Origin of the sequence: Halomonas sp. 707B3, from assembly GCF_024158645.1 — a bacterium.
GTDB lineage: Bacteria > Pseudomonadota > Gammaproteobacteria > Pseudomonadales > Halomonadaceae > Vreelandella > Vreelandella lionensis.
On record NZ_JAMZBE010000098.1, the window covers coordinates 1 to 12,661 of the forward strand.

Annotated in this window: 13 protein-coding genes; 6 read left to right on the forward strand and 7 right to left on the reverse strand. The window is 52.9% G+C overall.

Annotated features, from left to right (window positions below; translation table 11 throughout):
• Positions 1-358: 358 nt before the first annotated feature.
• The 4 genes from BIS10_RS12875 to BIS10_RS12890 form a co-directional block, all read right to left on the reverse strand.
• Positions 359-1,102, reverse strand: coding sequence for an SDR family NAD(P)-dependent oxidoreductase (locus BIS10_RS12875; RefSeq protein ID WP_253505773.1), 744 nt, complete (start codon positions 1,100-1,102; stop codon positions 359-361).
• A 90-nt stretch (positions 1,103-1,192) separates the two neighbouring features.
• Positions 1,193-1,483 carry a muconolactone Delta-isomerase gene (gene catC / locus BIS10_RS12880; RefSeq protein WP_054641542.1) on the reverse strand — a complete coding sequence of 97 codons (291 nt, stop codon included), beginning with the start codon at positions 1,481-1,483 and terminating at the stop codon, positions 1,193-1,195.
• Between the two features lie 42 nt (positions 1,484-1,525).
• On the reverse strand, positions 1,526-1,822 hold the full coding sequence (locus BIS10_RS12885; RefSeq protein WP_253505775.1) for a YciI family protein: 297 nt from the start codon (positions 1,820-1,822) through the stop codon (positions 1,526-1,528).
• 26 nt (positions 1,823-1,848) lie between these two features.
• The gene (locus BIS10_RS12890; RefSeq protein WP_301282046.1) at positions 1,849-3,183 is read right to left on the reverse strand and encodes a short-chain fatty acid transporter; all 1,335 of its coding nucleotides are present in this window, start codon (positions 3,181-3,183) and stop codon (positions 1,849-1,851) included.
• 170 nt (positions 3,184-3,353) lie between these two features.
• Between BIS10_RS12890 and BIS10_RS12895 the strand changes: the two genes are divergently transcribed.
• From BIS10_RS12895 to BIS10_RS12920, 6 genes are all read left to right on the forward strand, one after another.
• Entirely contained in the window at positions 3,354-4,259 is a 906-nt protein-coding gene (locus BIS10_RS12895) for a 3-hydroxyacyl-CoA dehydrogenase NAD-binding domain-containing protein (RefSeq protein WP_253505779.1), read from the forward strand.
• Positions 4,256-5,284 carry a cyclase family protein gene (locus BIS10_RS12900; RefSeq protein WP_253505781.1) on the forward strand — a complete coding sequence of 343 codons (1,029 nt, stop codon included), beginning with the start codon at positions 4,256-4,258 and terminating at the stop codon, positions 5,282-5,284. Before BIS10_RS12895 ends, BIS10_RS12900 begins: the two co-directional genes overlap by 4 nt.
• A 230-nt stretch (positions 5,285-5,514) precedes the next feature.
• Positions 5,515-6,501, forward strand: a complete 987-nt coding sequence (locus BIS10_RS12905; protein ID WP_253505783.1) for a tripartite tricarboxylate transporter substrate binding protein — start codon at positions 5,515-5,517, stop codon at positions 6,499-6,501.
• A gap of 95 nt (positions 6,502-6,596) precedes the next feature.
• Complete coding sequence (locus BIS10_RS12910) at positions 6,597-7,097, forward strand: tripartite tricarboxylate transporter TctB family protein (RefSeq protein ID WP_253505786.1); 501 nt, start codon at positions 6,597-6,599, stop codon at positions 7,095-7,097.
• A gap of 32 nt (positions 7,098-7,129) precedes the next feature.
• Positions 7,130-8,638 (forward strand): tripartite tricarboxylate transporter permease, encoded by a 1,509-nt coding sequence (locus BIS10_RS12915; protein WP_253505788.1) that lies wholly within the window; start codon positions 7,130-7,132, stop codon positions 8,636-8,638.
• 126 nt (positions 8,639-8,764) lie between these two features.
• Positions 8,765-10,171: a hypothetical protein gene (locus tag BIS10_RS12920; protein ID WP_253505790.1), complete on the forward strand. Its 1,407-nt coding sequence runs from the start codon at positions 8,765-8,767 to the stop codon at positions 10,169-10,171.
• Positions 10,172-10,295: 124 nt separating this feature from the next.
• Here the strand turns inward: BIS10_RS12920 and BIS10_RS12925 are convergent, their stop codons facing one another.
• The 3 genes from BIS10_RS12925 to BIS10_RS12935 all read right to left on the reverse strand — a co-directional run.
• Entirely contained in the window at positions 10,296-11,447 is a 1,152-nt protein-coding gene (locus BIS10_RS12925; protein ID WP_137094765.1) for an acyl-CoA dehydrogenase family protein, read from the reverse strand.
• A gap of 48 nt (positions 11,448-11,495) precedes the next feature.
• Complete coding sequence (locus BIS10_RS12930) at positions 11,496-12,317, reverse strand: IclR family transcriptional regulator (RefSeq protein ID WP_197746068.1); 822 nt, start codon at positions 12,315-12,317, stop codon at positions 11,496-11,498.
• A 76-nt stretch (positions 12,318-12,393) separates the two neighbouring features.
• Positions 12,394-12,661, reverse strand: a 268-nt coding sequence (locus tag BIS10_RS12935; RefSeq protein WP_253505792.1) for a hypothetical protein, incomplete at its 5' end; no start/stop codon positions are given.

The window sequence follows — 12,661 nt, forward strand, 5'->3', positions numbered from 1 at the left end:
GAATCTGGGTGCCGTCCATGTCATACCTCCTGCCGCTGTGGAGGTCATATTCTGGCCCAGCTCAGGGGGCGAATTCCACACCCAACGTCGAAGAGCCGTTTAAAGAATGTTTGGATTGGATGATGCACCTACCCCGCCTTTTTTGCACCGCGATAGTGCAAAAAAGGCGGGGTAGGTGCAAGCAGCGCACTTGTAAATTCGAACATGCGCCTTGTTATGACGCATTTTCCATTTGCATACCCCATTTAAGGGCGCATCAATCTGGTATGGGCTTGCACAGTCCGGGATTAAACACTCTGTAGCACATCACATTACAGCTGAAGGGGTGTCTATAGATCAGAGCCCAGGCGCCTTACACTTAACCCACCGTGACACCGCCACAGACGAAAAGCGTCTGACCAGTGATAAATCCACTATGTTCGTCGCAGAAGAAGCTTACTGCCTGGGCTACATCCTCAGGCTGGCCCATGCGTTTTAACGGAATATTTTCGACTATGCGTCGGGCACGCTCAGAATCGGGTGGATTGTTTTGCCAGAAAGCGCTTGTGGCAATAGGCCCAGGAGCAACGCAATTAACTGTAATACCGTGTTCAGCGAGTTCTAGGGCCCATGTTCTGGCCATAGATTGTAGCGCTCCTTTAGTGGCGCTATAGATGGTGCGCGCCTCTTTTCCAAGTACCACTCGGCTGGTATTCAGAACGATGCGCCCCTTGCCGTTCGCCTTCATATTAGGCAACAACGACTGTGTGCAGATCAGTGCCGAACGCACATTCAGGTGCATCAATTTGTCGAAGTCTTCAAGCTGTGCTTCTTCAATCAGTGCCGGGGCAACAATGCCGACATTGTTGATCAGTCGTGTCACCTGAAAACGCTCGGAAATATCCAACATAACACGGCGAGTCGCATCGGCATCAGAAAGGTCGACTTGGTGGGCATCCGCTTGCAGTGATTGGACTTCGGGTTCGACGATATCCACCACAACCACGCGATAACCATCTTTCTGTAAACGCAAGGCGATCGCCTGGCCGATGTTTCTCGCCCCGCCAGTCACCACAGCGCAATGGATTTGATTTGCTTGGCTTTGAGCGGCGTCTTGACTCATTAGAGTTCCTCGGCATAGGCACGGTGATTGAGTATGAAGTTGGTAGGAAAGTCAGCCTCGCCGACAGTTCAGCGAGGCGATGGGGCTTAGTTATGTGTTGTCCTCACGTATTGAGGAGGGATGGCGGCATAGCGGTTTTACTTGGATATCCATGTAGGGGAACAAGGGTAAGCCGCTGATTACTTCTTGCAGTTCGTCGTTGTCATTGACGTCGAAGATGCTGACGTTGGCGTAACTGCCGGCGACTCGCCATAGATGGCGCCATTTACCCTGTCGTTGTAGCTCTTGTGAGTAGGCTTTCTCTCTTGCTTTGATGTCAGCCACTTGATCGGCCGGCATGTCGGGCGGGAGCTTTACTACCATTTCTACATGAAACAACATCGTATTTCTCCATTGTATTGTCGCGATAAGATTGTGCGTGCCCTAAAGGGTGTTCTTTCGGTTCAGGTAGGCCTGCCGCCAACGCACGATCTTGACCTCGTCGAATAGTGCCGCTTGGTGGAATGGGTCGCCCTCAATAAAACGCTCAGCTTCCTCTCGACTGTCCAGGTCGAGCAGGTAGATGTCGCCTGATGCCGTTTCACCGTCATCGGAGAGCTTGGCCCCGCAGGCCAGCAGAATATCCACGTTGGCATCCAGATATTCTAGATGTTGTTGACGTACCTCCAGGCGCAAGGTCTGGAGATCGGGCTTGTCGAAGGTCTCTATCAAAAAAGGCATTTGCAAACCTCAGTTAGTAAACGTGGTTAAGCGCTGAGGTAGCCCCAAATAAGCATGGCGCTGCCGTAGATGATTCCCAGGTAGATCAGGATCAACACCATATAGCCCATCACATCGCGCAACTTCAAACCGGAAATGGCCAGCACCGGAAGGATCCAAAACGGCTGGATCATGTTGCTCCACTGGTCGCCAATCTGCACGGCGAGCGCGGTGGCCGCTTGGGAAGCGCCGATTTCAGTGGCGGCTTGCACCATGACCGGCCCCTGGACTGCCCATTGACCGCCGCCGGATGGTGCCAGCAGGTTGATGATGGCACCGCTGATGAATGACCAAATAGGCAAGGTTTGGGCACTGGAGATATCAACGAAGATATTCGCAAACGAAACCACCAGGCCTGAGCTCACCAGAATTCCCATGATCCCCGCGTAGAAAGGGTACTGCACGATAATACCCGAGACGATGCGGATCCCGTCAGCCAGTGCGGCCAAGTAGTTGGCTGGTGATGCAAAAAGGAGTATCCCCAGGAACAGAAAGGCGAAGTTGACAGTGTTGAGGTTCAGCGAGCCTCCGTCGACTGTGTACAGCGCTATATACAGCATGCCCAGCAAGCCAATGCCGATACCTACCACCCGGCTACGATTCAAGCGCTCTGCAATGGTGACTTTCACGTCGCCGGGTAAGGGCGCTGCAGTAGGCTTTGCGACAGTGCTGGGGTCGATTTCAACGATATCCTTGTCCAGCTTGGGGTGCAGCCAAGCATTGAAGAAAGGCAAGGTGAGCAGAATCAGAGCACTGGTGATTAAGAGGATGGGCGAGAAAATCGTTTCGCTTAATGGGATCAGGCCGATGGCATCTTGAAGAAAATGCCCCTCAGTGGCGATTAGCAGCGGGACACTGCCTGACAGGCCGATGCCATAAAGGGCGAAACCCGAGTACGCCGCGGCGATCACAAGGGGGTAGTGTAAGCCTTTTACGTTGAGTGCCAGCTTCTGAGCCACGATACCGCCTATTACCAAGCCGAACCCCCAATTCAGCCAGCTGCCAATGCCGCCCACCAGGGTGGCGACGACAATCGCCATGAACGGTGTTTTGACGCGTGCGGCGAGGCGGTTGAGAGCACCATCCACCAAAGGCGTCTTGGCGAGGATATAGCCTGCCAGAAGGATGACCGTCATCTGCATGCTGAAGGCCAGCAGATCCCAGAAGCCATCGCCCCAGTAACGCACCGTATTCAGTGGGCTAGTGCCTTGAACTAGCACCGCCAGGAGCATAGTGAGTACGGTCAGGAGGATAGCGATGACCAGAGGGTCAGGCATGTACCGGTTAACGAGCCTAGTGAAGAAATTAGCCAGCGCATTCATAGAAAGCGGCCTCTTATTGTAGGTATGTTGGTCATGGTTTATTGTGTGCGTATAGCGAACACAAGTTCGTATTGTGAGATTATATTTAACCTGCGAATCATTTTATTCAATGCGACATTTGTCTATGCCGTTTGAGATAAGTCGCCATTCCAGGCTAGGGGAGAGAGCTGATGCAAGAAAAAGCTTTGCGAGCAGTCGTGGTGGGTGCTGGCACCATGGGCACCACACTGGCTAAGTTGATGGCGGTGAATGGTGTCAAGGTCACCGTTGTGGATACCAATCCGCATGTGTTGGAGACCAGCCGTCAGCGTTTAGCAACCCATGCGGCGACGACTTGCTTCGCTACGGATTTGAAGATGACGGAGGTCCCCGATTTCGTCATTGAGAGCGTGACCGAAAATGTCGAGGTCAAACAGAAGGTCGTGGCGCAAATCGAGGCCAGCGTGAATGACGCCACCATCATCATGACTAATACGTCGGGGATACCGATCGACGAAATAGGCAGTATCATGCGCGTTCCGCAACGCTTCGTGGGGACTCACTTCTTTAACCCCGCGGACATTGTGCCCACTGTGGAAGTCGTTCCCGGTAGCCACACAGAGGCTGAGACAGTGGAAAAGGCTTGCGGTTGGCTGACGCAGTTGGGAAAACGGCCAGCGGTGTTGAAGACTTGCGTGCCCGGTTTCGTTGCCAACCGGATCCAGCATGCGGTCATGCGTGAATGTCTCTCCCTGCTGGAGAAAGGCGTGGTAGAGGCTGAAGCGCTGGATGACATCGTGCAGTACTCCATCGGTGTGCGGCTGGCTTTGAATGGCCCCTTGTGCCAGCGCGATCTCAACGGGCTGGACACACATCTGCATATTGCTCGATATCTCTATCCAGATCTCGATGCAAGTCAGCAGCCTGCAGCGCTTCTTGAAGAGTATGTGGCCGAGGGGCGTCTAGGTGCCAAGGTAGGGCGAGGGTTTTACCGCTGGAGCGACGAGTCGCTTGCGCGTCACCAGGCGCATGAGCGGAGCAAACTGAAGCGCATCATTGAACTCGCTGCGCAAGACTCACATGGAGATGAACCATGAATCAGCCGCGCTGGAAGAAACGTCCCGAAGGCAGCAATTGGGGAGATTTCGGGCCCAATGATCAATTGGGGCGTGTCAACTTGATCGGGACAGAGCAGGTCCTCAAAGGCGTCAAGGAAGTCCAGGAGGGCGTAACGTTCTGCTTGTCTCTGCCCTTGGATATCCCCGGTGGGAAAGTACTGAACCCTCGCCGTTCACCACCGAAATTGACCCCGACGGCGCTCGATGAAGACCAGTACATCAACTTTCCCCTCTCCACTCATAACCCCAAGCTGAACGACATCATCAGTGACGACCAAGTCCAGCTATCGTTGCAGTATTCCACTCAGTGGGACTCCTTGGCCCATGTGGGAGCTCTTTTCGATGGTGATGACGACGGCTCGCCTGAGCGGCGCTATTACAATGGCTACATGGCGGCGCAAGATGTGCTGGATTTAAGCGGAGAGCCTTCCCAACGTCACGATTCCTATGCCAGACGCCTTGGCATCGAGACACTGGCCGCGCATGGTATGCAGGGCCGGGGTGTTTTAGTGGACCTGGTGCGAGCCTTCGGTTCGGGAAGAACGTTGATAGGGTACAGAGAGCTGCTTGAAGCGCTGGAACAGCAGAGCGTAGTGTTGGAGCAAGGTGATATGCTGGTATTGCGCACAGGGTTTGCCGAAGCATTGCTAGACATGAAGGGAACGCCCCAGCCGGACGTTCTAAAAAACACTGGGGCAGTACTTGATGGCAGTGATCCGGCGCTACTTGAGTGGATTACCTCGAGTGGTATCGCGGCGATCTGTGCTGATAACTACGCGGTAGAGAACCTTGATCGCGAACTGGAACCTGACTGTTGCTCTAAACTTCCGCTGCATCTCCATTGCCTATTCAAGCTAGGTTTGCCCCTGGCTGAACTCTGGTACCTGAAAGACCTGGCAGATTGGCTACATAGTCGAGGGCGTAATCGTTTCTTACTGACGGCTCCGCCTTTGCGCTTGCCAGGTGCGATTGGCTCACCGGTTACTCCAGTGGCAACTGTATAGGCGCTAATCACTAAAAAGCGTTTATGAATTAATTAAAATTTTATCTTAAAAACTCTCTTCCAGAGAGTGAGTGTAGCGAACTGGCTCCAGTGCATTAGTTATTACTCAAATAAAAAATTTACGATGTAAAACTAAAGTTGGATACCTGGCTTTCGCTCTTTCCAAGTAACCTGTGAACGTATTGCGAATAAATGTACGCATAGTAAACAATTATTAGATCAGGGGTAATTATGAACAAGCTACTCAATGTCCTAGCATTAGCCACCTGCGGTGCTGCTGCACTTTCCCTCTCGGTGTCTACTGCCCAGGCTCAAGACTGGCCCACTGACGACGTGCGTCTTATAGTTCCTTATGCGCCGGGTGGTACCACCGATGTGCTATCACGTCGTGTCGCTAACCTGCTACAGGAAGAACTCGATGCAAACGTTGTGGTGGAGAATCGACCTGGTGCCGGCTCTACGGTGGCTACTGGTCGTTTGGCTCGCGGCGGTCGAGACGTTGACCATACAATTATGATGGCTTCACCAGGTCACGCCATCGGTGCTGCCATTTACCCCAATCTTACCTATGATCCTGTCGAAGATTTTGTGTTCATTCAGAACTTGATCGACATTCCCAACGTCATGGTGGTTCCGGCTGATAGCCCCTATAACAACGTATTGGAGTTTGTCGAGGCAGCTAAAGAGCAGAATATGACCTTTAGCCACAGTGGTGTGGGAAGCTCTATCCATATGTCAGGTGAGCTTTTCAAGACTCTGACCGGTACTAATATGACGGCAGTGCCTTTCGCTGGTAGTGGTGCAGCCCTACCTGCGCTATTGGGCGGAGATGTCGACGTCTCTTTCGAGAACATGCCCACTGTTTTCTCGCATATTCAGTCTGGTGATCTGAAAGCGCTGGCGGTTACTTCCGCTGAGCGCTCCGAGTACTTGCCCGACGTGCCGACCCTAGAAGAAATCGGTGAATATAATCTTGATCAGTTCACCACTACCGCTTGGTTTGGTCTGATTGCTCATGAGTCCTTTCCAGAAGAAGCCATGACGGTCATGCAAGAAGCACTGCAGGAAGTAATGAAGCGTGAAGAGTTTACTAGCTTCGTTGATCAGTTGGGCGCCGAGCCGGGCACGGTTGCTGGTGACGAGTTCAAAGCGTTCATCGCTGAGGAAGTAGCCCGCTGGGATGAAGTAGCGGCTGAAGCGGGTATTCGCCAAGAGTAATTCATTGTTGAATACACTGCATGATGAGGCGAGGGTTACACCCTCGCCTCAGTTGGTTTACTTCCGGAGCTTTTTACGTCGAGAGGGAACCCCCCATGACGAAGTCGCACTCTACTAGTGGCACGCTGATCAAAGATTCGTGGGATGTGGTCGCTGGGGTTATATTGCTGGGCTTTGCCCTGCTTCTGCTGTTCTACCTAATTCCCAACTACATTGGCCAGCCGCCTATCATGCAGAATCCGATGATGTCACCGCGTTGGCTACCGACCATCGTTGGCTGGCTGCTGTTGGTGTTTTCTCTGCTAATGATCGTCCAGGGTGTATTAGTTGCTGATGATGCTGAGGATAGTGGGCGCCGCTTCGAGCGTGGTACGTGGTTACGCTTTGTCCTGATGGTCGTGGCCCTGGTTGTCTACGCAGGTTTGTTCGAGATGTTGGGAGCGATAATTAGCGGGATCCTCGCCACCTTTATACTGTTCATTGCTCATCCAGTGCGTACTTTATGGGTCTACGGTCTAGCCATCGTCTTCCCTGTAGGAATCACGCTACTGTTTACCGAGGTCATGAACGTACCGCTGCCGATGTTGCCGTTCTGACCCAGCGGCCATCTCTCAAGATCTGGTGACTTATGGATAATATTACAGAAGTACTGCAGCTATTTCTGGCCACAGAGAATTTCGTGGCAATAGCTATAGGTGTGATAATTGGCGTGACCGTTGGCTCCATCCCGGGCCTCACTGCCACGATGGCAGTGGCGTTGGCGCTACCGTTTACTTTTTCAATGGAGCCGGTGGCGGCCATACTGTTGTTGGTAGGTATTTACAAGGGCGGTATGTATGGTGGATCTATTACGGCGATCTTAATCCGTACACCTGGATCGCCTGCGTCGGCTTGTACATTACTAGATGGTTATCCGCTAGCTCAGCAGGGCGAGGCAAAGAAGGCGCTAAAGATGGCGCTCTACTCATCGGTAATCGCGGATTTTATATCTAACATTGCACTGATCTTTTTCGCCGCTTATTTGGCGAAAATCGCCCTTAATTTCGGCGCGCCGGAGTTCTTCTGGCTGATCTGCTTTTCATTGACCATCATCATATCCTTGGCCAGTGGATCAATGATCAAGGGTCTGATTGCGGCGTTTCTAGGCATCTTGCTTTCACTGGTCGGGCTGGATTCCGTGTTTGGTTCACAGCGGCTGACCTTTGGCAATTACAACTTGATGGACAGCATCTCGTTCATTCCTCTGTTAATCGGCCTTTTTGCAATACCCGAGATCATGGAGTTTTATCGTAAAAAGGTGATACCCCATATCCGGGCGAAGGCTAGCGGCGCCGGTGTGTCTTTCGTTGAGCTTAAACGTAGCCTTAAAAGCATCGTGCGCGGCAGCTTGATCGGTGTGATTATTGGTGCTATTCCGGGCACCGGTGCTACTGCTGCTGCCTTTATCTCGTATAGTGATGCTAAGCGTCGTTCGCCCCACCCAGAACGTTTTGGCAAGGGAGAAATAGAAGGTGTAGCTGCTTCTGAGGCGGGTAACAATGGTGTAGCAGGGGCCACACTGATCCCACTATTGTCGTTAGGTATCCCTGGGGATGTGATCACCGCCATCATCTTGGGTGCTTTCATGGTACATGGATTGACCCCGGGGCCACTCCTGTTTCAGGAAAATCTGCCTCTTATCTATGCCCTCTTCCTAGGTATCATGCTCAGTTCAGTGATCCTATTGTTCGTGGGTAGTGCAGCAATCCGCTACTTCTCCCTGATCGCGGATATCCCCAAGTCGATTCTGTTTCCTATCGTATTGATGTTCTGCATATACGGTGCTTATGCGGTCAATAACGACACCTTCGATGTCTGGTTAATGTTAGCGTTTGGGCTTATGGGCTATGTGTTTAATCGTACGGGTATTCCGGCTGCCCCTTTCCTAATTGGTTTCATTTTAGGGCCGATGTTCGAGGACAACTTGCGACGATCACTGCTGATCGGTTCTAACGACCTGTCGATTTTCGTACGTGGCCCGATCACCTGGTTCTTTATTGCCCTAACAGTAGGCTCTATATTGCTGGCCATTTATCGCTTTATGTCTTCACGACACAAAGCGAAACAAAGTGCCAATGAGTCAGAGGCGGGCACTTGACGCTGCGGGCCTTGCTATAAATGACGACTTTCCTTAAGCCCGCAGGGTGGGCTTAAGGCTCAAGTAAATCGAGCCGACTTCTTGGTGGGGGTCGGCTCGATTTATATCAGGGAGGTGGGGATAACCATGCATCTCGGCAGACATGAATCAGTTGCAAACGTCTGGTCTAGCCGTTTGCTCGCTGGTGTGGCAGTGCTGGCTGTAGTGCATTTATTGAGTGGTGTAACGTGGGCCGAAAGCTTGGCTCAACTTATGTTGACGGGCTTTCTAATGCTAGGCTGGCCGCGTTTCAGCTTGATGGCGCGCATGTTAGCTTTGGCCTGTGTCGTAGCTTCGTTCTTTGCTCTATGGAGGCTTCCTTCACCTTGGGCTGTGCTCCATGAGGCGGCAGGTGGCTTTGTATTCCTGGCGGCGTTCATGACGGCACTTGCGGTGCTTCGCCTGCCAGCTTACCGTTCAAAACTCATCCGTCGCTGCGGTCATAGCCTGCTGTTGCAGCCACCCACCTGGCGTTATCCGATCCTTTCATTGGGCTCCACCCTTTTCGGAATCGTGCTCAACTTCGGTGTGTTGAACTTGTTCATGTCGATGATCGACAAGTCCAACACTCTTGGCTCAGCTCAGGGGAGAGTGTGGCTGCAAGAGGTGCGTCGCCGACGCATGCTTCTGGCAACCTTGCGCGGTTTCACTCTGGCGCCGCTGGTTTCTCCTCTAGGTATCGGTGTCGCGGTCGTTTTGGCTAATCTTGAAACGCTGACCTGGGGTGAGCTCTTTCCCTACGTATTGTTGTCGGCCATCATTCTATTTCTGTTGGGCTGGGCCTGTGATCACGTTGCAGGGCCTCCCCCAAGAGCGCGGGTAGCGCTAGTCGCACGGCCCTCACTGATGCCGCTGGCAGCTTTTAGCTTGATGCTGCTTGCGTTAGTGATGCTGGTTTTTGCGCTTGCAACGGTGCTTTCGCTACGGTTGCCTCAGGCGGTTGTGATTGGTGTCCCTTTGGGAGCCTGGATTTGGCTGGCTTGGCAGTGTCGTGGCATTAGCTATGCGGGCGTTGGGCCCGCTACTGTCATGCTAGCCCGTCGCTTGCCTGAGGTGTTGGGTGGCATTGGTAATGAAGTCGTGGCGCTGGGCGCGGGGGCCTATCTCGGCTACCTCAGCGTGGCGCTGCTTGATCCTGCCCAACTGGGCGGGGTGGCCTCCTTGCTTGTTGCCCTTGGCAACTGGTTGCCGGCAGTCGTGCTCATGCTGATCGTTATTCTTGCCCAGGTCGGCGTTAATCCGATTATCAGTGTGACCTTCTTGACCAGTATAGTGGCCCAAGTGGGGCTGGAAAACGTGTCGTTGCCGCTGCTGGCGGCTGCGATGCTGTCGGGCTGGTCGTTGACGATGGTGTCGTCGCCGTTCACGGCCGCGATGATGATCATGTCACGTTTTACAGGGATGACGGCGGGACAGATCGGCCTGCGTTGGAATGGCGCATTTCTTGCGGCATCGTTGATGATGGCCGCCGTCCTCTTTCGATTAGCAAGCTGAGGGGGTCAAGTACTTCGCTGGTTTCAAGCAGTTAAAATCTCCGGCTTGTGCGCAAGTCCTTGCCAAATAGCTTAGCGGATCGGCAAGGGACCTTGGCACAAGTAGGGAGCGCTGTGTGTGCTTATTATTGGGCGTTGCGGATCATGTTACGCGAAATGATCACCTGCTGAATTTGAGTCGTCCCCTCATAGAGCCGGAACAGGCGCACATCACGGTAAAACCGCTCAACGGCATAGTCGCTGATATAGCCAGCGCCGCCATGAATCTGCACACCACGGTCGGCCACACGGCTACACATTTCCGTTGCGAACATCTTGGCGCAAGAGGCCTCGGTACTGACGTTGTGGCCATCATCGCGCTGGCGAGCGGCATCGAGCACCATGCAGCGGGCAGCATAAATCTCGGCTTTGGAATCGGCCAGCATGCCTTGGATCAGCTGGAACTCGGCGATGGGGGTGCCAAATTGTTTGCGTTCCATGGCGAAGCGTAGAGAGTCCTCTAGGATTCGCTCAGCGGCGCCGACCGCAATGGCGGCAATGTGCAGGCGACCCTTGTCCAGAACCTTCATGGCGGTCTTGAACCCCACTCCTTCTTGCTTACCAATCAGTGCGTTGGTCGGTACCCGCACATTGTCGAAGATAACATCCGCAGTATGAGCGCCTTTTTGGCCCATCTTCTTATCGCGCTTACCGATAGTAATGCCGGGGGTATCGGCTTCTACGATGAATGCACTGATGCCCTTGGCACCCTTGATCTCGACATTCGTACGTGCCATGACGGTGAAGATGCCAGCATGTGGTGCATTCGTGATGTAGCGCTTGGTGCCGTTGATCAAGTAGTCATCGCCATCCTTCACCGCCGTTGTGCGCAGTGAGGCCGCATCCGAACCTGAGTCAGGCTCGGTTAGACAGAAGGAACTTATGATATCGCCGCTGGCTAGCTGGGGGAGGTAGTTGGCCTTCTGCTCATCGGTGCCGTCGACCAGGATGCCGATTGAGCCAATACCGTTGTTAGTGCCAATGAAAGAGCGGAAGGCGGGAGATGTCCGTCCAAGCTCGAACGCGATATTGACTTCTTCTTCCATGGTCACCCCAAGTCCACCGTACTCCTCGGGGATGGTGAGGCCGAAGAGCCCCATATCGCGCATTTGTGAAACGATGTCCTCGGGGATTTCATCGCTTTCAGCGACTTCTTCCTCACGTGGAATCAGCTCTTCTTGAACAAAATTACGGATGGAGTCGAGCAGGAGCTGCATCGTTTCCTGATCACGAATCATGTGCGTGCCTCTTGATATGAATTTGTACGTCGGAAAATGTGGTGTGGCTTATGAGATTTGGGTCTTTATATCGTTGACCAGTTGCACTAGCTGCGGCCCGATAGACTCTTCCAGCTTTTCACGTGATATCTGAAATTCGGGGCCACCACAATTGAACGCGAGAACTCCAAGCTGAGGATGATGGAGGGGCACCGCAACGGCATTAACCTTGCGTTGCCATTCACCAATCGATAGGCAGTACCCGTGATCAGCGTAGTCTCGAAAAGCACGCTCCAATGATCTTCGAATGGCTGGCCACTCTGTAGGGTTCAAGTCCCGTAGGTGATTCATCATCACATCAGACTCTTGAGTGGGCATGGCAGCGAGACATGCGCGCCCCGCCGAACTCTGGTGGATGGGCAGGCGTGTACCGATCTGACGACGGATGGTAGAGCGAAGAGCACTCTGGACCACGTCGAGATAAACCATGTCTAGTCGGTCACGTGCAGACATAGCCACCGTTGCACCCACCTCGTTAGCAAGGTTTACCATCAAGGGTTGGGCAATCGCGCGAACTGGTAGGTTGGATATCATCGAATAGCCAAAGGACATGACGCCCACATCCAACTGGTATTTCCCACGTTGCAAAGGGCGCAGATAGCCCAGTCGAGCTAGCGTGTGGGTAAGCCTGCTGACGGTAGGGCGCGGCAAACCCGACTTCTTCGCTAGGTCAAGATTGCTAAGGGCGCTTTCGCTGGGCGTAAAGCAGCGTAATAGCTCAAGCCCTCTGGCCAGCGCCGTCACAAACTGCCGATCCTCCTCCTGCTCGCCTGCTGTGTTCATCGGGTCCACCACGATCTGATAGTCACCCTGACTGTCTGTTGTCTTCACCGAGTTATGCTCCACTCGTGGCTTGCTTATTGAATCGATTTTGCGTTTACCGATGAAGATATGTCAAGTATGCAGACTAAAAGTCCGCAGTGCGGACTTTTGGTTTTAATATCTTATGCAAGATATAAAAAAACTTTTTTAGTATAAATATTTGATTAATAAGATTTTTATAGTAAGGCTGTTTTGGCCTAATTGACAGTTGTTCGATGAGCTGTGTAAAAATAACCTCATTAGCAAAACAAATGTTTGCAGTGCGGACATAATGACGAGGTTTATATGACGGACAAACAGTCGCCCGCCGAGGTCTATCTTGCTTCGCTTGATGATGGAGTGGCGGTGGTTCG